This is a genomic window from Prochlorococcus sp. MIT 1201 (genome assembly GCF_047303415.1).
GTDB classification, from domain to species: Bacteria; Cyanobacteriota; Cyanobacteriia; order PCC-6307; family Cyanobiaceae; genus Prochlorococcus; species Prochlorococcus marinus_D.
Genome location: NZ_CP138947.1, coordinates 369,889 through 390,947, shown reverse-complemented (window position 1 = coordinate 390,947; position 21,059 = coordinate 369,889). Strand labels below are relative to the sequence as shown.

25 protein-coding genes are annotated in these 21,059 nt (G+C 49.0%); 12 read left to right on the top strand and 13 right to left on the bottom strand.

The window, feature by feature from the left end:
* Positions 1–66 precede the first annotated feature (66 nt).
* Both SIB41_RS01825 and SIB41_RS01820 read right to left on the bottom strand, forming a co-directional pair.
* Positions 67–1,068 carry a heme o synthase gene (locus tag SIB41_RS01825; protein WP_413359999.1) on the bottom strand — a complete coding sequence of 334 codons (1,002 nt, stop codon included), beginning with the start codon at positions 1,066–1,068 and terminating at the stop codon, positions 67–69.
* Entirely contained in the window at positions 1,061–1,984 is a 924-nt protein-coding gene (locus SIB41_RS01820; RefSeq protein ID WP_413359997.1) for a COX15/CtaA family protein, read from the bottom strand. The genes SIB41_RS01825 and SIB41_RS01820 overlap by 8 nt, the downstream gene beginning before the upstream one ends.
* 299 nt (positions 1,985–2,283) lie before the next feature.
* Between SIB41_RS01820 and SIB41_RS01815 the strand changes: the two genes are divergently transcribed.
* From SIB41_RS01815 to SIB41_RS01800, 4 genes are all read left to right on the top strand, one after another.
* Entirely contained in the window at positions 2,284–3,108 is an 825-nt protein-coding gene (locus SIB41_RS01815) for a cytochrome c oxidase subunit II (RefSeq protein ID WP_413359994.1), read from the top strand.
* The gene (gene ctaD / locus SIB41_RS01810) at positions 3,105–4,781 is read left to right on the top strand and encodes a cytochrome c oxidase subunit I (protein ID WP_413359992.1); all 1,677 of its coding nucleotides are present in this window, start codon (positions 3,105–3,107) and stop codon (positions 4,779–4,781) included. The genes SIB41_RS01815 and ctaD overlap by 4 nt, the downstream gene beginning before the upstream one ends.
* Positions 4,778–5,401 (top strand): heme-copper oxidase subunit III, encoded by a 624-nt coding sequence (locus tag SIB41_RS01805; protein ID WP_413359990.1) that lies wholly within the window; start codon positions 4,778–4,780, stop codon positions 5,399–5,401. Before ctaD ends, SIB41_RS01805 begins: the two co-directional genes overlap by 4 nt.
* Before the next feature lie 95 nt (positions 5,402–5,496).
* The gene (locus SIB41_RS01800) at positions 5,497–5,859 is read left to right on the top strand and encodes an AbrB family transcriptional regulator (protein ID WP_413359988.1); all 363 of its coding nucleotides are present in this window, start codon (positions 5,497–5,499) and stop codon (positions 5,857–5,859) included.
* Positions 5,860–5,962: 103 nt separating this feature from the next.
* Here the strand turns inward: SIB41_RS01800 and SIB41_RS01795 are convergent, their stop codons facing one another.
* Positions 5,963–6,550, bottom strand: coding sequence for an HdeD family acid-resistance protein (locus tag SIB41_RS01795; RefSeq protein WP_413359986.1), 588 nt, complete (start codon positions 6,548–6,550; stop codon positions 5,963–5,965).
* A gap of 667 nt (positions 6,551–7,217) precedes the next feature.
* Between SIB41_RS01795 and SIB41_RS01790 the strand changes: the two genes are divergently transcribed.
* The 6 genes from SIB41_RS01790 (at position 7,218) to SIB41_RS01765 (ending at position 9,649) form a co-directional block, all read left to right on the top strand.
* Positions 7,218–7,385, top strand: coding sequence for a hypothetical protein (locus SIB41_RS01790; protein ID WP_413359983.1), 168 nt, complete (start codon positions 7,218–7,220; stop codon positions 7,383–7,385).
* On the top strand, positions 7,378–7,545 hold the full coding sequence (locus SIB41_RS01785; RefSeq protein WP_413359981.1) for a hypothetical protein: 168 nt from the start codon (positions 7,378–7,380) through the stop codon (positions 7,543–7,545). Before SIB41_RS01790 ends, SIB41_RS01785 begins: the two co-directional genes overlap by 8 nt.
* Positions 7,542–7,721 (top strand): hypothetical protein, encoded by a 180-nt coding sequence (locus tag SIB41_RS01780; protein WP_413359978.1) that lies wholly within the window; start codon positions 7,542–7,544, stop codon positions 7,719–7,721. The genes SIB41_RS01785 and SIB41_RS01780 overlap by 4 nt, the downstream gene beginning before the upstream one ends.
* Before the next feature lie 702 nt (positions 7,722–8,423).
* Positions 8,424–8,687, top strand: coding sequence for a Nif11-like leader peptide family natural product precursor (locus SIB41_RS01775; RefSeq protein WP_413359976.1), 264 nt, complete (start codon positions 8,424–8,426; stop codon positions 8,685–8,687).
* 373 nt (positions 8,688–9,060) lie between these two features.
* Positions 9,061–9,258, top strand: a complete 198-nt coding sequence (locus tag SIB41_RS01770; RefSeq protein WP_413359973.1) for a CCRG-2 family RiPP — start codon at positions 9,061–9,063, stop codon at positions 9,256–9,258.
* Between the two features lie 118 nt (positions 9,259–9,376).
* A complete protein-coding gene (locus SIB41_RS01765; RefSeq protein WP_413359971.1) occupies positions 9,377–9,649 on the top strand; it encodes a hypothetical protein in 273 nt (90 codons plus the stop codon).
* Between the two features lie 72 nt (positions 9,650–9,721).
* On the opposite strand, the gene SIB41_RS01760 is transcribed toward SIB41_RS01765, so the two are convergent.
* The 7 genes from SIB41_RS01760 to SIB41_RS01730 form a co-directional block, all read right to left on the bottom strand.
* The gene (locus SIB41_RS01760) at positions 9,722–10,024 is read right to left on the bottom strand and encodes a hypothetical protein (protein WP_413359969.1); all 303 of its coding nucleotides are present in this window, start codon (positions 10,022–10,024) and stop codon (positions 9,722–9,724) included.
* Positions 10,025–10,858: 834 nt separating this feature from the next.
* Positions 10,859–11,542 carry a hypothetical protein gene (locus SIB41_RS01755; RefSeq protein ID WP_413359966.1) on the bottom strand — a complete coding sequence of 228 codons (684 nt, stop codon included), beginning with the start codon at positions 11,540–11,542 and terminating at the stop codon, positions 10,859–10,861.
* A gap of 208 nt (positions 11,543–11,750) precedes the next feature.
* Positions 11,751–12,002: a hypothetical protein gene (locus tag SIB41_RS01750; RefSeq protein WP_413359963.1), complete on the bottom strand. Its 252-nt coding sequence runs from the start codon at positions 12,000–12,002 to the stop codon at positions 11,751–11,753.
* A 179-nt stretch (positions 12,003–12,181) separates the two neighbouring features.
* A complete protein-coding gene (locus SIB41_RS01745) occupies positions 12,182–12,688 on the bottom strand; it encodes a hypothetical protein (RefSeq protein ID WP_413359961.1) in 507 nt (168 codons plus the stop codon).
* Between the two features lie 167 nt (positions 12,689–12,855).
* Complete coding sequence (locus SIB41_RS01740; protein ID WP_413359959.1) at positions 12,856–13,593, bottom strand: hypothetical protein; 738 nt, start codon at positions 13,591–13,593, stop codon at positions 12,856–12,858.
* A 304-nt stretch (positions 13,594–13,897) separates the two neighbouring features.
* Positions 13,898–15,337, bottom strand: a complete 1,440-nt coding sequence (locus SIB41_RS01735; protein WP_413359957.1) for a hypothetical protein — start codon at positions 15,335–15,337, stop codon at positions 13,898–13,900.
* 407 nt (positions 15,338–15,744) lie between these two features.
* Positions 15,745–16,407, bottom strand: coding sequence for a riboflavin synthase (locus tag SIB41_RS01730; RefSeq protein WP_413359956.1), 663 nt, complete (start codon positions 16,405–16,407; stop codon positions 15,745–15,747).
* Between the two features lie 69 nt (positions 16,408–16,476).
* On the opposite strand from SIB41_RS01730, the gene SIB41_RS01725 reads away from it, so the two are divergent.
* The gene (locus SIB41_RS01725; protein ID WP_011825307.1) at positions 16,477–17,061 is read left to right on the top strand and encodes a bifunctional nuclease family protein; all 585 of its coding nucleotides are present in this window, start codon (positions 16,477–16,479) and stop codon (positions 17,059–17,061) included.
* A complete protein-coding gene (locus SIB41_RS01720) occupies positions 17,058–18,194 on the top strand; it encodes an aldo/keto reductase (protein ID WP_413359954.1) in 1,137 nt (378 codons plus the stop codon). The genes SIB41_RS01725 and SIB41_RS01720 overlap by 4 nt, the downstream gene beginning before the upstream one ends.
* On the opposite strand, the gene SIB41_RS01715 is transcribed toward SIB41_RS01720, so the two are convergent.
* The 3 genes from SIB41_RS01715 to SIB41_RS01705 are packed head-to-tail and all read right to left on the bottom strand — an operon-like array spanning position 18,183 to position 21,023.
* Positions 18,183–19,202, bottom strand: a complete 1,020-nt coding sequence (locus tag SIB41_RS01715; RefSeq protein ID WP_413359952.1) for an ABC transporter substrate-binding protein — start codon at positions 19,200–19,202, stop codon at positions 18,183–18,185. The genes SIB41_RS01720 and SIB41_RS01715 overlap by 12 nt on opposite strands.
* 29 nt (positions 19,203–19,231) lie before the next feature.
* Positions 19,232–20,443: a nicotinate-nucleotide--dimethylbenzimidazole phosphoribosyltransferase gene (locus SIB41_RS01710; RefSeq protein ID WP_413359950.1), complete on the bottom strand. Its 1,212-nt coding sequence runs from the start codon at positions 20,441–20,443 to the stop codon at positions 19,232–19,234.
* Entirely contained in the window at positions 20,415–21,023 is a 609-nt protein-coding gene (locus SIB41_RS01705) for a DUF2232 domain-containing protein (protein WP_063403806.1), read from the bottom strand. Before SIB41_RS01705 ends, SIB41_RS01710 begins: the two co-directional genes overlap by 29 nt.
* Between the last annotated feature and the right edge of the window lie 36 nt (positions 21,024–21,059).

Here is a 21,059-nt window from a genome sequence, read left to right as displayed (position 1 = left end):
GTCTTAAAAATCTAGGCAGCTATATAGAGCTACCAGACCCTCCAGGGGGTCTCTAGTGACTTCTGTTTAGATGAACTTCCCGCTGCTCGCCATCTGCTGAAGCAAAGACCAGGCCTGAAGATCAAAATTAGCCGCCATGGGCAAACGACTAACCACCAGAAGAATGCAGATACCAAACATATAGAAGATCGACCAACGGAAGAGCCCCTTGGCTCGATCAACATTCTCAGGAGCAGCACCTAGCTGATGAACCATTTGCAGCAGACGAGCATTAAAAGGGATCAACAAAAGTCCGTAGAGCAAGCCCCCCTCCGGCAAGGCCCAGACACCAAAACCGCTGAGTAGAACCGTGGCCCAGCCATAACGAGAAATGGCTCTGACGGTGACCACAGGGCCCTTAACAACAGGAAGCATGGGTATCCCAACAGCCTTGTAGTCGTCTCGCAGCAACAGGGCCAGTGCCCAAAAATGCGCTGGGGTCCAAAGCATTACCAGGGAGAACAACCACCATCCACTAAGCCCCACATGCCCGCTGGCCGCAGCCGCACCCACGAGAGGGGGGATCGCTCCAGCAACCCCTCCGATGACAATGTTTTGGGGCGTGCGGGGCTTCAAGATTGCCGTGTAAAGCAGCACGTAACTGCACAAACCAAGCAAAGACAGGCCAGCCGCAAGACAGTTCACACCACTTACCAACAGAGCCGCTGCCGCCAAGGTGCAAGAGATGGCACCGATGAACGCCGCAGTTGGAGACAAGCGTCCTGAAGGCAAAGCCCTACCACTTGTGCGTTGCATGCGGCCATCAAGATCCTGTTCCCAAATGCAGTTGAGAACACCAGCAGCAGCAGCAGCCAGAGCTCCTCCTCCTAGGGTGCAGGCCAGCCTGAGAGAAGGTAGGGGCCAACCTTCGGATAACGCCATCCCACCAAGGGTTGTCGCCAAAAGCAGTGGAATTAAGCGTGGTTTGGCAATCTCCAACCAAGCGGGCAGCTTGATCCGCTTGCGAGAAGGCACGATCTGCTCCCGGGTCACCCCCCCCTGGAGCATCTCTGGCGTTGAACTAACCATGACAATGGTCTATCGAGGATGCATCACCAACGGCAGACACCGCCAAAGGTGATCCTTCCGGATTACGGAAGGTAAGGGCGGCAAGCAAGGCCACAAGCAGAGTTGCAACTAGCTGATGGCAAACCGTCACTGCAGGCTGGGATAGTCCAAGCTGCAAGGTAAGAAATCCAAGGCCTACCTGGGTCACAACAAGTGCTAAAGCAGATATCAAAAAAGGCCACTGGCGTCGAGGCCAGCCACCGACCAAGAGAGCAGTGCCAACAAAGATCACTACGCATGCCGCAACGGGTGTGGCAGAAATACGGTGCCAATCCAGCCATTGACAGGCCTGTCCGCCATTCAGGCAACGCTGGGCCGCCCAGGCCGTGGCCATACGACCACCAAGAAGACACTGACCTATCACTGCCAACAAGGAGGCTCCACCCATTAGGCGCCACCACAAAGGCGGTGACTCAACAGAAGAGGACAACAAGCCCTGAGCTAGAGCACTCACCGCCGCCACAAGTGTGAGCGCAAATGCCAGATGCGCCGTCACCACACCAGAAGGCAAAAGCTGCAAGACAGTCAGGGCTCCAAGAGCTCCCTGGACTAAAACTAAAACCACCAGGCCGCCGCAGACCCAGGGAAGCCAAGCGGGCAACTGAGAACGCCAACAGATAGCAGCCCCTAATTGCGCTAACAGGGCAAGGCCCACCACAAAGGCATCAAGGCGATGAAACCACTCAAGAAAAACCTGGACATTCATCTGACGCCCAGGCAGAAGAGAGCCATAACAGAGCGGCCAATCCGGACAAGCCAACCCTGCCTCCATCACACGCGTCGCTCCTCCAATCACAACCAGCGCAATCAGGGCAACAACAAGATGTACAGCCAACTGCGCAAGACGCCAGCGAACCCGAGGCAGAGGCGATATCATGCTACTATGCAATAATGAAATAACGTAAGTCGATGAAGAGGCTTTAGTCCCAAAGATCACGCTTGTTATCTCTGAGAATGTAGCGATTGAATCATCAGATTCACCTTGTCTAGACGACTGCGACATCACCACTGGTCGCCAAATCACCCATCCCTGACAGAAGCGCTTAGGCAAAAAAAACTAAGCTCATCAAACACCTTGCAAAATAAGGATTTCTTGCAAAATTTGCGACGACTTAATAATCACTGCATGTTGCTTTGGAGCGATCTCCATAGCCTTAAAAGATCCAAATAGATTCCGTGCGGACTCCCTTTGCCATCCTGACGCTGGCGTTGGTCATTGCCCTTGTACTTGGAGGCCTATGGATTGGCCAGAACGTCAATCTGCTCCCTGTTGATGCAAGTGCGAATGCACCCGTATACGACGAACTCTTCCGAGTCCTTTTCAGCATCGGAGCAATCCTTTTTCTCGGCATTGTCGGGTTGGTTGTATTCAGCCTGATTAAGTTCCGCAGACGTCCTGGTCAATTGGAGGACGGCCTCGCCATTGAAGGCAATCTCCCCCTTGAAATCTTTTGGACAGCTGTACCTGCTGTGGTCGTGTTGTTTGTTGGGCTTTACAGCTTCGACATCTACGACCGCATGGGCGGAATGGTTCCATTAGCCCATGACGCCCATGACCATCAGATGATGGACATGAAGGAACAAATCTGGGGAGGGATCGGTTCTGTCGCCGATGCCTCCAGTGCTGACAACAGCCTTACCTCATTAGCGGTGGAAGTCACCGCAATGCAGTATGCCTTCCTCTTCCACTATCCCCAAGGCGACATCATTTCTGGCGAGTTGCACGTGCCTCTAGGCCAACCTGTGACACTGCGCATGGAATCCAAGGATGTCATCCATGCCTTCTGGGTTCCCGAATTCCGCATCAAGCAAGACATCATTCCTGGTCAGCCCACTCTCTTGAACTTCACCGCAACCAAGCCAGGACGCTATCCAATCATCTGCGCCGAACTCTGCGGTCCATACCACGGGAACATGCATACGAAAGTGATTGTCGAAGCGCCCGGTGACTACGACACCTGGTTCAGCAACAACGCCAAAACAACGGTTTCAGAAGCATGACGGTTGCCATCTCCCCTCCCAGCAAAAAGCAATCAGATGGTCTTCAACCAACTGGCTGGTTGCGTTACTTCAGCTTCAGCCTTGACCACAAGGTCATTGGTCTGCAGTACTTGGTTTGCGGATTCATCTTCTACCTAATCGGCGGAGTGCTTGGTGGCGCCATCCGCATCGAACTAGCAAGCCCCATCGCCGACTTCATGGCCAGGGATGTCTACAACCAGGTGCTAACGCTGCACGGCACAGTGATGATCTTCCTGTGGATCGTGCCGGTCGTGAACGGTGCCTTCGGCAACTATCTCATTCCGTTTTATGTGGGAGCCCGTGATATGGCCTTCCCTCGACTCAATGCCGTGGCCTTCTGGATGATCCCTCCTGCTGGCCTGTTGCTGATCAGTAGCTACTTCATTACCGGTGCTGCTCAATCCGGCTGGACGGCCTATCCACCGCTGAGTATCACCACCCCCGCCGCAGGACAGATCTTATGGATTCTCAGTGTGCTCTTGCTTGGCGGTAGCTCAATCTTTGGTGGCATCAACTTCATCGCCACCATCCTCAAGCTGCGGCAGCCCGGACTCAAGCTAATGCAACTACCCATGTACTGCTGGGCGATGCTCGGCACAAGCATCCTGGTGGTGCTCTCCACGCCAGTATTGGCTGGAACACTGGTTCTTTTAAGTTTCGACATCGTTGCCCATACAGGATTCTTCAACCCCAGCCTGGGTGGAAACGCAGTCGTCTACCAACATCTTTTCTGGTTTTATTCCCACCCAGCTGTATACATCATGGTGCTGCCAGCCTTCGGATTGGTCAGCGAAATCCTTCCTGTTCACTGCCGCAAACCACTTTTTGGCTACACCTCAATGGTGTATTCAATCATGACCATCGTGATCCTTGGCCTCGTGGTTTGGGCACATCACATGTTCACCAGTGGAACACCTCCTTGGATGCGCCTCTTTTTCACCATTGCCACATCCTTCATTGCCGTACCTACAGGAATTAAGTTCTTCAACTGGCTGGCAACACTCTGGGGAGGGCGCATCTCTCTAAACAGTGCTGTACTTTTCTCCTGTGGCTTCATTGTCAACTTTGTGCTTGGCGGCATTACTGGCGTAGCACTTGCACAAGTTCCATTCGACATTCACGTGCATGATACCTACTTTGTTGTTGCCCATTTTCACTACATCGTCTATGGAGGTTCGGTGTTTGTGATCTTTGCCTCTATTTATCACTGGTATCCAAAATTCACTGGGCGCATGCTCAATGAGTCTCTGGGGCGGTTTCATTTTTTAATCACTTTCATCGGCTTCAATCTCTGCTTTGCCCCACAGCATTGGCTAGGCCTCAACGGCATGCCCCGCCGTGTGGCGGAATACGACCCGCAATTCACCGTAATCAATCAAATCAGCAGTGTTGGGGCCTTGCTGATGGCCATCAGCACGCTGCCCTTTCTCTGGAACGTCGTGCAGAGTGCATTGAGCGGTGCCATTGCCGGAGACAACCCCTGGAGGGCGCTTACTCCTGAATGGCTCACCAGCTCCCCACCACCAGTGGAAAACTGGAGCGGCAAAGCCCCTCTGGTAACAGAGCCCTATGGCTATGGCGTAGCTGAGGAGCCGCTCAACCTAGAAAAAACCAGCAACAGTGATAGTGATCTAGGGAGCAAAAGCCAATGACATCCCTCCCAACGATCGACCATGACGATGAGGTGCAGGCTGATCTAGAAGATGAACATGCTGAGCGTGGAGAGGAACATGCTGATCACCGCATGTTCGGCCTAGCCACCTTCCTAGTGGCTGATGGCATGACCTTCGCGGGCTTTTTTGTCGCCTATCTCACATTTCGGGCTGTCAATCCCCTGCTGCCTGATGCGGTTTATCAATTAGAGCTGCCCCTCCCCACCTTGAATACGGTGTTACTCCTCGTGAGCAGCGCCACTTTCCATCGAGCTGGACAAGCTCTGAAGCGCAACCAATCAGGCCAATGTCAACGTTGGCTGTTCATCACTGCTGGCCTTGGGCTGGCCTTTCTAGCCAGCCAAATGGTCGAGTACTTCACACTGCCATTTGGCCTCACAGACAACCTTTACGCCAGCACCTTCTATGCCGTTACAGGCTTTCACGGGCTACACGTCACCCTAGGGACGATCATGATCTTGATCGTCTGGTGGCAGGCTCGTTCACCAGGCGGTCGTGTCACCAGTGAAAACCATTTCCCCCTCGAAGCCGCTGAGCTCTATTGGCACTTCGTAGACGGCATCTGGGTGATCTTATTCATCATCTTCTACCTTCTCTAAAGCCAAGGCCCTACATCTCAATCAAGAGAAGTTCGATCAATAACTTGCCACGGTCGGAAGAATTCGTCAGAATCAACACGAATAAACCTGGCGAAATGCTCGTCGGAAAAGAACTTCTAGACAAGGCCAGGTCACTCAGCAACCGTCCTGAGGATGAGATTGCTCGTGGCTGCGGATACGTGGGGCCAAGTGGACGTGTCTTGCGCAAGAGTTTCTATCGAGCTCTCGTGGAAGCCAAGGGTTACAAGCTTCCCTCCAGCAGTGGAGGGCCAGCGGCTTCACGCGGTCGTCAAGCCGAGTTTCGCACTCGGGTCCACGGAAATGGCAACCTGCTTATTGGGCACGCCTATACACGCAGACTCGGCCTAGAACCTGGCCAAGAGTTCCGCATCGAAATCCACCGAGAATCAGGTGCTATCTGGTTGCTACCACTAGATAATGAGGGTGACAAGAAGTAATTTGCACCCTCCTTAATGCTTTGGTCTATCCATTATCAACATCGCCTTAGAGACACCCGAAAATTAGCAATTGGCACAACTGAATAGATCTTTTTTAGCCATTTCAGGTGAGAGCAGGAGGCTGATTGTCGTCGTGCAGGGTTGAGCTAAAGGCAATCAAGTCAATGCCACTAAACAGAAAGCTGATTCCCACCAATACTCCGAGGACCCAAGACAGCTGCCAAAACTTCATTGTCACAATCAACAAGCCAAGAAGAAAAGTGATCACCCCATTGGCAATTGCCCAGCCAGACCCAGCGCGTTTTGCGTGCGCCAGTCCAGTAAAGAAAGCCACGACACCCTCTGCCAAAAACACGATGCCAATCGCCAAGGCAAATGTCGCCACCTGAACAGCTGCCTCAGCAGGGTTCTTCATATTGGAGATCATCGATGCGCCTGCTACCAAGAACAGTGTTGATACCACTAGACGCCAAAAACAAACCCAACGAGCCATCCGGGAAGAGCGAGCAAGGTTGCTAATCCAGCCAACGATGCCGCCCACCAGAAACAACACAGCAATCAACCCGGTCGTCCAACTTGCAGCGACCACCGGAAAGATCAAAGCCAACACACCAAGCACGATCAACACAATGCCTTCAGCAATCGCAAAGGCCTTGAAAGTGACCAAAGAATCCTGACGTTCATCAACCATCGGTAGTTCCGTAACATTACTAGACTCTAGCCGAAAATCGGTGGTAGACCAAGGGTAGACTAATAGGTATATATACTCGCCAGAAGGGAGGGTCAATAGAGCCGATGCACGACAAACAGAGGACGAAGAACTTTGGAGGTGATGCACCAAAGTAGAACTAAAGAACTAATAAAGCCTCACAAAGCAGGACATTCTGTGCGCATACCTCTGTAGAAGGTCAGTAGTTTTGAGTAATAACAGGGATTTCAGCGGGTAAATAGACTGAATAAGTGTAACTGGTAGACAAAATGAGAGATATATAGGGAAATCAACTTACTCTCTGTAGAATATCTGGATTCCAAAGGGGGGACTATGGGGCATATGGAGGCCATCTATATCCGATAAGGCCCTTCAAACATTTATTTAATTTTTTTTGGTCAAAACCTCTAATAACGATTAGACTACATCAAGAGTATTTACACCTAATGACTAAACCCAACCCCAAGAAAGACGGTGTGAAACCTCCTTAGGATGAAGGGAAAATAGAACTATCTGATGAAGACTTAGATAATGTTAGTGGTGGTGGTGATGGATGGGAGGAGAAAATACTCTATGGTAGTAAACCTCCTGAATAGAGACAACTTCTAGTTGATGTTAACTCCAACGTCACTTCTGGTTTTATCGATTAATGACTGACCCCAAAGAACCAAAGGATGAAGGGAAGGTAGAACTCTCTGATGAAGACTTAGAAGGTGTTGACGGTGGTGTTGGTGGTGAGGGAGGAACGGTCCTCGACCCTCTCACAGGTGAACTTCTAAACCCAGGTGAAGATGGACTTCCGACCCATTATGAATAACCCCAAAGAACACAAAGACAGTGTGAACCTAGACAAGTGTTGGGATGAGGAGAAGGTAGAACTCACCGACACAGACTTGGAAGGTGTTGACGGTGGTGGTGTTTTTATTGCCCATACCGATGAAGACACATATGTCCCTGTTTCTCAATCTCGACAATGAGTAACCCCAAAGAACCAAAGGATGAGAAACTCTCACCAAAGGATGAAGAAAAGGTAGAACTCTCTGATGAAGACCTAGAAGGTGTTGACGGTGGTGTTGGTGGTGACGGAGGAGTAATCAACCTTCCCCCCAATGTCATCGGCCCCCCTCACAGGCATGACCTGACAATGGACTAACACCGTGGGAGGTATATGATAAAGGTGAACTTGATTTTTTCTATAATTCTATTTGCATAAACTGTACTAACATACATAAATACAACCTCGTTATAGGCAGTAAATCAAAGAATGTAGTTATGGACTGGATTCCTGCCAATACAGACCAAAATAACCATCCTTGAGAACCCTTGCTACCACTACATCTCTTATTTGATACGATTCAGAACCCTAAATAAGTAGCTTCTCTCGCACATCTGAATCGTGAGTGTGTAGCAAGCTCCTTTGAGACCATCATCGTGTGAAAGTCTTGGTTATTAGTTGTTGATTCATTTGGTTCAACTTCTCCTTCTTCCAGTTTCCTTCTGATACGGATTGGATAGTAATGGATATGGTTAGGAGTCTTGGTAGGATTACCTGTAAAGCTGGAATGGATATACATCGGTATGGATTGGAATATTGTTGTATTACCTTCTGAACTGTGTTTATTATCATCTCAGGTAATACAACACTTATAAGTGTTTTGATTGTCGGAAGTATCCTGCTTTGGCTCTATCTGTTCAACAATAGGAATGATGAGAAGGATTAGAAGGGGCAAGAAATATCAAGTAAGACTATTTGATTATTTATTCTCAAGCCGCTTCATCAAATCTGTAAGCTTTATTGATAACAATAGGCACAAATAAAGGGCGATGATATAATAATAAAAGCAACTAAAAACAAGTGTCAGAAGAACAACTCAAGGCATTCATCGCCAAGGTTCAAGCCGATACCTCATTGCAGGAACAGTTAAAGGCTGATGGTGCAGACCCTGTTGCTATTGCCAAAGCTGCAGGCTTCTCCATCACCACAGAAGACTTAAAAGAGCATCGCCAAACCCTGTCTGATGATGATCTGGAAGGTATGGCTGGGGGGGGATTATGTACGCTGACGAGCAACCTGGCTGCTGTTTGCTGTGGGGGGTGCCGACGAGCAACCTCAGAGTAAATCCTGTCTGGTGGATCAACCCAACCTGGAACCTGGTCAAGATCGAAGATCCATAACAACTAACGCTGCAGAGTAAACCCTGAAGGATAACTAAACGGCCACAGCCTACACACACAAAGCCCTGAGGGGGCTTTTTATTTATTCAACGACTTCCATATTCGCTTAAAAAGACATCCGATACCTGGCAAGAACTTGATGAATAGAAACTATGTAATCTCAGGTAGGTCCTAAAAATATTCTAGTTCTCTTAATTCCTCTCAGGACCTGTGACCAACATCACAACTGGCAATGATTCGGATCAATGACTTAGTAGAGGAATTGGTAGATGATGTGTTCATCCGAGGGATAGATCTCTCTCAACCCATTCAAACCAATGACTAACAACGAACTTACGCTTGAAGAGCTACAGTCCATCAACGGTGGTGGTGTATTTGCGAAGTTGGACGGCTTCAGTTCAAGAATTTCACGCTCAAATCAACGGAGAGTGATTATCCATCCAAATTATATTGTTGATCCTATTTATAAAGTTGGACTTGATGTAGTATCCGGTCCATTGCCAGATCCAATGTAGTTCCCTTAACTAGCAGAGTTTAAATGATCAGGTAATCTCAGTCAGTTTCCTCCAATATTCCAGTTCTGGCAAATACTCTCAAGGTTGGCTATACTAACTATGAGAGTATTTACACCTAATGACTGAACCCAACGAGACCAACGAAGAAATCAACGAGGAACTCTCAACTGACGACTTGAAAGCTGTTAGTGGTGGGATTAACTTGCCTCGAGGGCCTTATGCAAATCCTAATCCTAGTGTGAGTAGTAGTTTCGTCTATAATGAGCCGAACCCGGGATCCTCGCCAATGGGTTTTGTGGATCCAAAAGGTTCAGGTTATGCAGGGACACTAAAAGATTGGAAGAGAGCTAATAAGGTTGATATTGACAGGGGAGCAATAAGAACGGAGTAGAGCTAATAAGATTGGGGTTGCGGACGAAGAGTCGAGATCTTAGGTACAGCTGACTAGAAATAAAAAAATACTCTAGCCAATCCTCACATTATTCAACCAGTCCAACATTTCCTGCTTTTGTTTTTTAAGTTCAGCTGGTGATGGCTTACCAGGCTTAGCTGGATTAGGTGTTGTATAGGGAGCCTCAAGACGGTTGGCTCTTTTTTTATGTGTCTGCTTTACAGTCTGTTTAGGGATCTCTTTGATTGGTTTATTAATCGTAAGCCGTTGTTGCTCTTGCTGTTCCTGTTGTTGTAGCTTTTCTATTTCAGGTATTAGCAGTTGCTGGACTTTCAGTTGCCTTCCCTTAGTTGAGCTTAATTGGTTACGTGCCATTGGTATTTATGTTGTGGGTAATGAGCCAAAGATGAATTGCACATCGAAAGTAGATCAGTCCACCCTTCTGAAGTACTTGTATCTATACCGGCTCTGTAAGCTAAGTACGCTATTTGTCAAGCCTAGGGTTGTGTTGATGAATTAAAGTATTTATATGTCACCAGGCGAGGCAAGTGAAAGAAAGGACTAAAAACCCTATGTAGTTAAGTCTTAAATCAAAGACGTCACCAAGGAATACAGCAAACAAATCAGGAACCCTAAAACCTGGAAAGAAAGCAGGACTAGATACTTTGATCTAAGACTTAACTTTAATTTCAACAGTAGCATGACTGTCAGCACAGTTATTTTATGGAAGATAACTAAACTTACGCACTAATGGTTTCTCATTAGTTATGTCATTTCGTTTAAAGTCCAACTTGACTTTGTTTATCCCTGTATATGGAATTGGTCGACCTTTCCCCTGTATAGGTCCGTTACCGCTCTATTGCCCTGTATAGGTGTGTCATTGGTTCTCCCTGTATATGTAAGTCATCAGTTCTCCCTTTATACGTAACTGATGTGAATTCTCTCTGTATATGTAAGTGGTCAGTTCTCTCTGTAGACATAACTGGTCGGTTATCTCTGTATACGTCAGTCACCAAACTTCGCCTGTATACGCAACTGGTCGCCAGACCCCCCCTGCATGGTCCTCAGTCAGTTGAAAGGAGTTGCTAGGTGGGATTCCCTGCTGGGTAAGCATTAAAAGCGCTACAGGGGCTCCTAGGGGTCTCTGGTGATCAAGTTGGGTTTCTGTTCAGTAGCCTAACCCTTCCAATCTGTTAGTAGAGGGTTATATTAATCAATTGATTCTAGCTTAATTCGTTCATTATTAGCCATTTCTGGATTTAATTCAGCCCACTTCTTCATACCTGGATTAGCATCGAGGTAGGAATTGTAGCTACACTTATATTTCTTAAGTCTAGGGCTGCATCTAATCTCTTCTTCAGGGATCTTAGTCTCGACACGTGCTTGTCTTACTCTAGTTTTCTTTGTCTTTGGTGATGTAGGCTCCATAACTTCTCCCATCCAAGTTTCTATATCTCTATTAAATTTAATATCGGTATCATTGTGGCGAAAAGTAATAAGAGCACTTCTATATCCATCTTTTGAATTGTATTCAATTGTGTATTCCTTGTTAAATAGACCTGTGAAAACTGCTCCATAAGCATTTGAACATCCTCCCCCCCAACTTGCTCCAGCAGAGTGGAGCCTGCAAATAGACAACTTAGTTACTGAGACAAGCTGGGAACTTGTGATACCAGTTCCAGAGTCAACTATTAATCTTCCATCTCTAAACTTAACTTTGCAATCATTATATTCTATGCCACACCAAGCATCATAGACTTTAGATGATGGGGCACTGCCGACTCCTCCAGATACATCGGCCCCTCCTAAATCAGCTTTAGCAGGATTAGAAGAAGAGAGTCCAATAAGCACAGGAGTTAGAAATAGCCCAAAGGTCTTTAACTTGATATTCATGGACCAAATCATTAGATATTTAAAGAATACTTCTATTCTTCATATTTAGCAAATAACTTAATCCTTATGCACCCTCTACCCACTTCCCTGAGCTTGTCTTGACACTCTGTGACCTGGAGCGATATAAAGGTGACTGCAGACGTTCTAGTTACCTTATATGAAATATAAAGAGCAGGCATTGATTAAATTAATACCTGCTCATTAATTATTAGTTTGTTAATGCTCCAGTAAGTAGCAGAGTGACAAGACCTCCAAATATTGCTGCTGGTAGTAACTCCTCTCGTGCTTGCTTGAGTTGATTCTGGGAAGCTTGATAGGCTTCGAAGATCTCGTTCTTAAGATGTTGCTTGGTGATGACGGTAGCCTTTTGATCAGGGTCTGTAAAAAGATACGTGACATTGGGTAGGTTCATCGTAGGTGGTGGTGTATAGATGTCCCGATTCAGCAGGAGGTAACGCAATGAATGAATGCTTCATATCAATAGGTACTTCACACTCATTTCGTATTACTTTATCTCTTGCTGCAGCTAGTTATCTTCCTTTACTCAGTTGATAAGCCCTGTTAGAGCTGGATCGTGTGGCAAATTCTGAGTCCCAAGTCGTCGGGACTAATACATTATAGCATAGAAAATAATATATGTCAATCTTCCTCTATAGCTTTTAATTCACAAGCATTCTTTGCTTCCCCTAACGAATAAGTCCCTCCTAGCTTTAGCTCACTTTTGGAGCAAGTTCCTTGACGGAACCATTCCAGTTTAAGAAATCCATTCCAAGGGTCTCCTATTCTTGTCGTTCTGCTTTGTCCTTTTGTTACTGGCTTGCAGCCTCTATCCCGCCATTCAGGTCCATCCATCCAGACACTATTGTCATCACCCAAATCAATCAAGTAGCCTTCTCTTACTTTCCCTGCTGATGATTCTACCTTTTCTTTTCCCATTAAGCTTTTAATACAATTTGCCAGCGACTTCTCTTTGCATTCGTTCAGGGCTGCATCAGGCGAAATGCCAAGCGACTTGTACTTGTTAATACAGGAAAATAATGCGTTCTCATCAGCCTCAACTGCTCCACAGAAAATTGATGAGGCCGAGAATAATGAAGCTGCGGCAAAAAGTAATCTATGCACTGGAACCGTGATTGATGCGTTCAAGCAGTATAAGCACTTACGACCAAAGTTCTACTTTTAATTCATTTCCATGTATACTTTGATATATTAGCTAATTTACTTCCAATATTACTTAAACAAGAAGTTAAAGGCGAGTAATGCGAAATTATTTGTCATCAGAATCGCATAATCAGGCCTATTGAGTTTACATGTTATATGCTATGACCCGAATCCTTCGTCTTAGCCAGTTCCTCCTCAAGCGCTTCAGTCTTGGCCTTCCATGTAGCCTTCACCTTGGCAAGCTCACCTTGAAGCTCTGCATTTGAGTTTTCAAGTCTAGATATTTTGGACATTGAACTATTTAATTTAGTCTCTAATCCTTCAACAATCCCTTGGTAATGCTTGATTGCCTCCTCTTTAGTGGCGCCTTCGCTAAGCGTTTTGATTGCCTTCTTTGATTCCTTAAGAGCTTTCTTCGGTCTTGACTCCCTAAGTATCTTTTTAACCTCTGCTTCGCTGATCCCTGCGCCTTCTACTTCAACAATCTTTTGAGTTAGCTTCTGCTGTATGCCTTTGTCATTTACGCGAGCAATTGTGCCAAGCGTTCTAGCAGAAATGTTAGTCAAGAACCTGTCAGGCACTTGATGCTCAGACAACCACTTATTGGCAGCAACTAGATCTTGGGCAACGCTCTTGGAGAAGTGGAGATCGCCAGAGTCAAGCAAGGCGGTCCAGTTGCCTTTGCTTTTAGCGTTGACCTGGATATCGCACAGGACTTGAGCGCATGCCCTTACTGAGTTCCCAGCGGTATCCCACGCCTCATTTGCAATGACGACTCTTGCCTTCAGCAGGCCTCTTTCGTCCTGGCTTAAGCCTTTGACAGCATTCTCGTTGAGCACCACTCCAGATACGTCAACGTCGCTTAGCCTTTGAATAGCGGAGGTGGTCAACTTGCCGGCCCGTGTCTAACAGAAACAATACCTTCTTATTGCGAGCCCGCAAGAACTAATACACTTGAACCAGTAGCATGCCTGTGACGTGAGTGTGGCTACCTATTTGGGCAGCTCTTGTATTTGAGTAAAGAAGTAAGTGCCACTATCTCGTCTCTCTTGTATTCCAGCGTAGTTCTATCATCAGCGAGACTACTTTTACAGCTTGGGTTCTTCGTTATTAGTCTTCGTGCTTGGTCTGTTGGTAAGGCAAATCTTACACTTGAATCATCCATCATAATGGTAATCATAGTTTCAATCCTTTTTATTCGTTGTAGAGGTTTACTTTCTGAATGTTCTTCTTTCTCTTTCCATAGTTTATTGTCGTTATTTCTTCAGCTCTCTCTCTGATGTTCATTCTCTCGTAGTGCTTGAGAAGAATCTTCGGGTCGTGTCCTGCTATACGAGCAAGTAAAAACAGGTCTAATCCTTCTATCAGCTTATTCTCTATAAATGTAGAGCGCATAGAGTAGATAGTATAGGGTTTATCAGAAAACTTGTGTCCTTCTAATCTGTCCTCAACTGATTTCCGAATCGTTCTCCAAGCAAACCCGAACATATCGTGCTGATGCTCCTTATCGTTATACACATTTCCAAATACTAAATCGTTAGCCTTTACAGAGCGATTAGTGAACGGATAGTGGTTTTGATAATAGTTATTCAAGTAGTCCCTCCACCTTACAAAGGCATAACCTGTGTTAGTGGGTATCTCTCGTATTGCCCCTGTTTTAGAGCTTGATACGGTTATGTATGCTACTAACCTTGTTTCCCTTCCTATTGATTCAATACTATCAGCCCATTCAGAGCCACTAATAAAACCATCATCTGTTAAATCAATACCTTCACTCTTTAGTTCCTCTATTTCATCCTGCTTTTTTGATTCAGATATTCTCCCTACATCTACCACCTCAACATCACGCCATCTCAACTTCCTCAACTCCTCTGGCCTTGCTCCGCTGTTCTTGCTGATGAGTGTGAAGTGCCAGAATAATGTTCTCCAGAGATGGACTCGGTGATTGATATTATCTGAAGAAGACCTGACCCATTTCCTAATCTCATTATTGATAATAGTCCAATCGTTTTGAGATATAGCTGGGTTTGCCATTAGGTCAGTCATTTTGATGTTTATATCAGGGAATAGCTTCTTGTTTGCTACCACCTCTGGTTCTATCAATCTTTTCTTTACCAGCCAAACACTCAAGAACTCCTTTATTACAGTTATCTCATTTATCAGAGTGAACTTCTTGGCCTCTTTACGGAATATCAAATACTTGGAGAATGTATCATCTCCTATCTGTCTAGTTTTAGTTATTCCCATATCCAGTAGATAGGGTATTAGGTGATTACGCAGGTAGTTTTGCTTGTTCCTATATGTTCTTTCCTTTATCAATCCTGCCTCAAGTCTTTCGCGCTCATACTCAAGGAAGTTCTCTACAGCTCTATCTATGGGTTGTGTCCGCAAACGCTTCTCAATACTCTTTTCAGTTTGATTACCAGATGGCGCCCTACCTGAAAACTCAAAAGCTATATCAATCGCTAGTCTTTTCGCTTCATCCATAGTCTTGGCACCATCAATCTTCCTACTTCTGTATCCTCTCTTACTTGAGACCCGCTCTCGGTAGTAATAAACAGATGGGTCTCTGGTGTAAGAGACTACAGAACCTCTACCATCCAATACAGGCTCTTGTTTGTGTAGTGTAGGCATAACTACTCAAGAAAAACCTACCTTTGTGAAGGGTAGGTGAGAATGGTTAGATGACAAGGAGGCAAATAAGGAGAGCAACTACAGCAAATAAAACAGTTTGCTTCTGCTGAATCTCGTTTAGCTCCTGTTCTATGACCCTGTACCTGTAAGAGGTAAGAATCTCGGACTTGGTGTTAGTTGCCTTGATTCTTGTTGGGACTTTCGGAAGCGTGATGTGACTGGTGGACATAGGGTAGACTGATGGTAGACCAAAGCGGAAGAAATCCGCTCAAACCCAGTCTCCATCACAAACTATCCCCTGTCATCAACGGTCATGAGATGTTCAAAATGAACAGCATCTGAACGCTATTGAGGGTCTCCTGATCCGGCCATGCTTTATAAGCTGCCTGTGCAAAAGACGTAGCGACTCAGCTCCACCCATGGCTGGCAAGCCACTCCGTTGAGATCTCTTGAGTGTTCCTGTTGCTTGCCATTGGTAAATGAGGTGCCCCTGCCAAAAGACGCTCGGTGTATTTAGCCAACAGATCGGCCTCCAGATTCACCACAGCTCCAACCTGCAACTGTTGTAAAGACGTGCTCATCCAGGTATGAGCTATCACCGCTATCCAGAAGCGGCTGCCGTCTTCAACGCATCCCGCAACAGTGAGACTGATGCCATCTAAAGCAATGCTGGCTTTTTCGCAGACATAGCGTCCGAAGGCAGGATCTTGCCAGCAGACCTCCAGATACCAGGACGTTGAGCGAGCATCCAGAGCCACCACCTCTCCAGATCCATCAACATGGCCACTGACCAGATGGCCTCCGAGACGGTCGCAGAGGCGCAGGGCTGGTTCAAGGTTCACAACCCCACCGCGATCCGCCTTGGCCCCAAGGCTGGTTCGACAAAGCGTCTCCTCACTGACATCAGCACGAAAACCATCCGCGATCAATTCAGCCACCGTCAGGCAGACCCCATCAACAGCCACACTGTCTCCCTCTGCCAGAGGTGCTAATGGGGAACAGCCTTGCACCAACAAGCCCGTCGCTCGACGCTGCACCCGTCCCACCGCCTGAACTAGCCCCGTAAACATGGCAGGCCGTATGTGGCAACATCACTGGCCATAATCGGACAAAAGGGAGATGGGGGGTCAGTGGTCGAGATGAGCGTTGCCGGTCTCGCACTCGACGCGTCCAGCCGCAGCCCAATCGTGCTGCTCAGGGATCCATCCGGACGAAGACAGGTGCCGATCTGGATCGATCAAGCCCAGGCGCACAACATCATGGCCGGGATTCAGGACTCACCTATACCAAGACCACTGAGCCACGACCTCATGGTGGCCCTACTCAAAGCAGGAAATCTTCAACTTGAGAGGGTCATCATCCACGCGATTGAAGACAACACATTCCAGGCTGTACTCAAACTTCGTCTCAAGGCATCAGAGGAAGAACCGGAGGAAGAGAAGACTCCTGAGGAATCAACACTGCTGCTTGAAATTGATGCTCGTCCTAGTGATGCCATCGCCCTTGCAGTCCGCACCAAAAGCAGCATCTGGATGCTCGAGGAGGTCGTAGCAGAAGCCTCAATTCCTGTAGATGCCGAGGCTGACGCAGAAGATCAGAACGAATTCCGCCGCTTCCTTGATGAAGTGAGTCCTGCGGCTCTGGTCCGTCACCTCCAAACCCGTGAAAGTGAAACAGACGAACCCTTCAATTCTCCAGATCCAGATCCCGACCACCAGGAATGATGCCAATACGACGCCCCTTTGGTCGGGGACCGGCAGTGAGCCTGTTCACCCTTGGGACGATGAGGGCAATCGGCTCAGCCGAGCAAATGTATGGCGTTGTTAAAGCTGCCCAGGCCGCTGGCATTAACCACATCGAAACCTCCCCGGCCTATGGCCCGGCAGAAAGTTTTCTTGGCACTGCTCTGCGACAGCTGCACCAAAACCAAGCTGAACCTTCTGGAGGCTGGGTCATCACCAGCAAACTTCTACCAGGGCTAAGCCTGAAAGAAGGGCAGTGCGAATTGCACAACCTTTTGGCGCGACTTGGACGACCCAAGCTTGAAAACCTTGCAGTTCATGGCCTCAATCGCCCTGAACACCTGGAGTGGGCCCTAAGGGGAGACGGCGCAGCGCTACTGCGTTGGGCTGAGGAAGAGGATCTTGTTGTTCAAGTGGGATTCACTAGCCATGGCTCATCTCCCCTCATCAAGGAAGCCTTAGCAAGCGGTCGTTTTCAATTCTGCAGCCTGCATCTGCACCTACTAGATCCCGAACGTATTCCCCTGGCACGGGAGGCCCTTGCATCAGGCATGGGTGTCATGGCAATCTCCCCTGCTGATAAAGGAGGACGGCTTCAGGACCCAAGCCCAACCCTGGTTGAGGACTGCAGCCCACTCTCGCCTCTCCAACTTGCCTATCGCTTCCTGCTAGCTGCAAAGATCAGCACCCTCAGCCTTGGTGCTGCTCAGCCAGAGGACCTGACACTTGCTGCGCAGTTGGCCAACGCCGATGGGCCACTCAATCAACGCGAGCAAAGAGCCCTCAACCAACTCCGCCAACAAGGTGAACGCCGCCTAGGTGAAAACCGATGCGGCCAGTGCAAAGCCTGCCTACCCTGCCCAAAATCTGTACCCATACCAGATCTACTACGACTACGAAATCTGGCCGTAGGCCATAACCTTCAAGCCTTTGCAGAAGAACGTTACAACCTGATCGGACGAGCAGGACACTGGTGGGAAGGTATTGATGGCAGCGCCTGCGAGCGCTGTGGCAAATGCTTACCCCGCTGCCCCCATCACCTGCCGATCCCGGATCTCCTCGCTGACACGCACCAACGCCTAGCGGCAGCTCCGAGGCGCAGGCTATGGGGTTGATTGGCTCCAACGCTGATCCAGCTCCATCTGCTGAACAGCTGTCAGCACTGGTAAGGACCAACAACGCGACCAGACCTCCTTGGATGGAAACACAATGGAGCGATAGGCCTTAGGAATTGCTCTTAAAGCAAGACGCAACTCTGCACGTGGCAACGGAGGGATCCAACCACCGGCAAGCAATTGTCCCAGCAGAGGCTCCTGCCAAGACTGCTCGACCCATTGCTGTGGCAATGGCTCCCGGGTCAAGGCAGACCGTACAAGAACAGTCCAGTTCAATGGTGCTCCACTGTTGGGGAGTACCACACTGAGCCTTGGGTCACGACGCAAGCTCGGCAAGCAGCGCTGTAGCGGCAATACCGCGACCCGAGCTTTCCCTTGAATTAACCAGTTGAGGCCCTGCCGATCATCAAAGGTGTAGGCCTGAGCACGCAGCTGCCGCAATCCATCAGCAACCTGCATCCTCTCAGCCAGAGACATCACAAGACGGGGGCTCTGGGGTAACACCACCCGCCCCTTAAGCGCCGGATCTAACAAAACCTGCCAGCCAGACCTTGCCTGTAATGCCCAAGGATCACCCTGACGAAAGAGCAACACCCAAGGGCTTACCCCAACAGGCAGAACTCGAGACTGAAGGGCTGGTCCCAGGCTGGCTTCAAAGGCCCTCGCCTGACCATCGAGCCGGTCTTGAAGCCCAGGCGCTTCAATCCGCTGCAAGGTTTTTGCGGGCAAACTCGTCAGCCAACCATCACCAAGAGCCAACAGGTCATTGCCCTGCTCGAGTACGGCGATGAAAGGATTACTACCTGCATCAACTTCAATCGGTTGATAGCTCCAAGGCACGGGCAAACTGCGCCGCCATTTCTTTGGCAACGTTTCCGGAGTTGCTCTCAACAAAGGGGCTGCTGAGGCACGTCCACAGCTCGCTAAGCCCATCAGCCCAGCCATCAAGCCCAGTTTTAGCAGCTCTCTTCGTCCAAGCTGCCTTTGTTCAAGCATGGCGCCACTCATCGATCAGACCCTACGGGGCGGAGAAAATCTCATGAGCAAGACGTCCCCAACAATTGGTTCATAGCTTGATCACACGCCTCCAACAGCTGCTCACAGGAAGCCCCTTGAAGCTGAGCCAATAGCGCCAGGGCTCCAGCACCAACACCTTCTTTGACATATCCAAGCTCATAATCCTGAAGAGCCCGATGCTGACTGTTATGGAAACGCAGCCCTGTGGCCAAACCCAAAAGGCGAACACCGAAAAACTCCCCTACACAATCGATCAGACACTCAAGTGCACCTGTCCTGCCATCTGAACGCTTAGCCTCCTCTGCCAGCCAAGACGTGGTACCCAGCACTATCCCATCAACCATGTCCTGGCGATGGGATGGTTCCATAGCTGCCAAGGCCAGAGCCAGCACAGCCACCATCTGACTTCCACCGCCAAGCATGACAGGCTGACCCGCCTCTCTTGCACCAAGTAGCAGCCCAACAGCTACGGGCTGAAAAGGATCACCTAAGGCCGCAATCACTCGCTGAGGTGGAGGGTTACACCCCAAGGCCGCTTGACTCAATCCACGATCAACCAACTCCTGTTTCAAGACCATCGGTGCCTGACGAGCACTACCACTGATCAGATCAGCAACCTGCAAGCCAAGCCCGGTGAGTACAGCCTGAGCCGTGGTAGTGCCTCCAGGGACACATTCGGCCAATACCAAAGGACGACGAAGACCTCGCCCAAGGCAAAAGCCACGCTGCCAGAGAGCATCCACACGCGACAGACCCATCGCCTCCCCAGTACTCAAACAAGCAGCCGGACCCATTCCCGGCGCCTCCAGACGCAAATGGGGGAATGGTGGCGACAGGGTTAAGCCCACCGCCGCCACCAATGGGTCTACGCCAATCCAACGAGCGGCAACATAACTAATCAGGGCCGGTGAGATCCCTGCAGGAAGAGGTGGAAGCGAGCACAGCCTTGGCCTATCAGGGCCCTTAAGCAGCAGTTCCGCATCTGCCACAGCTGTGTAGCGACGGGCAGCTGAGGTAGCACCTGCCGCCGAAATGCCCTCCACCTCGGCAGTACGCGTGCCAGCCAACACCAACAGTAAAGAAAACCCCAGGCCCCCATCCCGCCAGGGCATTAACCATCTCTCCTGCGCGGCTGGAGATGCACCTGCACCAAAGGCTTTACAAGCTAAAGGCAGACCTCTAAGAGGCGAACCCGGCTTGAAATTAGAGGGGGTCCAGGGCAACGAGGCCATGCAGAAGTCTGGGGGGCTCGGGAATTGGTCCCTGCAGCCGAGGAAAAATCCAGAAGGCCAGCGCATGAAGAACAAGCACGTAGACCAACTCTTGAAAAACCACCAAAGCAAACGCCATCAGCTGCACATGATTGAGATCTGGCGCCAGAGGGAGATTGAGCAGGTCCACCAATCGATCAAGCAGACCTGATCCTGCTCGGGTGATCACCACCCAAAGGTTCTCACCCACCAAAAGCGACAGCACCACAACCCTTACCAGAAAACCCGCTGTTCCAATCACAACTCCACACCCCCAACTCACCCACCAGCTCAGCCCACGATGCCAACTCCAGCCAAGCCAGAGCGCTAGAAAGCCATAAGGGAACAGCACCAAGGGACCACGAACAGGCCCCATCAAGGCAATCAACAAAAGCACCGCCAGGGCAACGCCCTCTAGCCCTGCCTTAGAACCGCGACGCACATGCAGCAGGGCTAAAGGCAACGGCAACGCCAGCCGAAATAGGGCTCCACCAACAGGGAGGTAATAGAGCGCCACCCAGATCAGAGCTGAAGCAGCCGCAAGGTAAGAAGTCTCCATCATTCTCAGGGCCTGGCGACGGCTTATGGGTTGAGCAGC

Excerpts from the sequence above, each read along its gene's own strand:
- SIB41_RS01825 (WP_413359999.1), bottom strand. The coding sequence starts at position 1,068 with ATGGTTAGTTCAACGCCAGAGATGCTCCAGGGGGGGGTGACCCGGGAG.
- SIB41_RS01820 (WP_413359997.1), bottom strand. The coding sequence starts at position 1,984 with ATGATATCGCCTCTGCCTCGGGTTCGCTGGCGTCTTGCGCAGTTGGCT.
- ctaD (WP_413359992.1), top strand. The coding sequence starts at position 3,105 with ATGACGGTTGCCATCTCCCCTCCCAGCAAAAAGCAATCAGATGGTCTT.
- SIB41_RS01805 (WP_413359990.1), top strand. The coding sequence starts at position 4,778 with ATGACATCCCTCCCAACGATCGACCATGACGATGAGGTGCAGGCTGAT.
- SIB41_RS01800 (WP_413359988.1), top strand. The coding sequence starts at position 5,497 with ATGCTCGTCGGAAAAGAACTTCTAGACAAGGCCAGGTCACTCAGCAAC.
- SIB41_RS01795 (WP_413359986.1), bottom strand. The coding sequence starts at position 6,550 with ATGGTTGATGAACGTCAGGATTCTTTGGTCACTTTCAAGGCCTTTGCG.
- SIB41_RS01790 (WP_413359983.1), top strand. The coding sequence starts at position 7,218 with ATGACTGACCCCAAAGAACCAAAGGATGAAGGGAAGGTAGAACTCTCT.
- SIB41_RS01785 (WP_413359981.1), top strand. The coding sequence starts at position 7,378 with ATGAATAACCCCAAAGAACACAAAGACAGTGTGAACCTAGACAAGTGT.
- SIB41_RS01780 (WP_413359978.1), top strand. The coding sequence starts at position 7,542 with ATGAGTAACCCCAAAGAACCAAAGGATGAGAAACTCTCACCAAAGGAT.
- SIB41_RS01770 (WP_413359973.1), top strand. The coding sequence starts at position 9,061 with ATGACTAACAACGAACTTACGCTTGAAGAGCTACAGTCCATCAACGGT.
- SIB41_RS01765 (WP_413359971.1), top strand. The coding sequence starts at position 9,377 with ATGACTGAACCCAACGAGACCAACGAAGAAATCAACGAGGAACTCTCA.
- SIB41_RS01760 (WP_413359969.1), bottom strand. The coding sequence starts at position 10,024 with ATGGCACGTAACCAATTAAGCTCAACTAAGGGAAGGCAACTGAAAGTC.
- SIB41_RS01755 (WP_413359966.1), bottom strand. The coding sequence starts at position 11,542 with ATGAATATCAAGTTAAAGACCTTTGGGCTATTTCTAACTCCTGTGCTT.
- SIB41_RS01735 (WP_413359957.1), bottom strand. The coding sequence starts at position 15,337 with ATGCCTACACTACACAAACAAGAGCCTGTATTGGATGGTAGAGGTTCT.
- SIB41_RS01730 (WP_413359956.1), bottom strand. The coding sequence starts at position 16,407 with ATGTTTACGGGGCTAGTTCAGGCGGTGGGACGGGTGCAGCGTCGAGCG.
- SIB41_RS01725 (WP_011825307.1), top strand. The coding sequence starts at position 16,477 with ATGAGCGTTGCCGGTCTCGCACTCGACGCGTCCAGCCGCAGCCCAATC.
- SIB41_RS01720 (WP_413359954.1), top strand. The coding sequence starts at position 17,058 with ATGATGCCAATACGACGCCCCTTTGGTCGGGGACCGGCAGTGAGCCTG.
- SIB41_RS01715 (WP_413359952.1), bottom strand. The coding sequence starts at position 19,202 with ATGAGTGGCGCCATGCTTGAACAAAGGCAGCTTGGACGAAGAGAGCTG.
- SIB41_RS01710 (WP_413359950.1), bottom strand. The coding sequence starts at position 20,443 with ATGGCCTCGTTGCCCTGGACCCCCTCTAATTTCAAGCCGGGTTCGCCT.
- SIB41_RS01705 (WP_063403806.1), bottom strand. The coding sequence starts at position 21,023 with ATGATGGAGACTTCTTACCTTGCGGCTGCTTCAGCTCTGATCTGGGTG.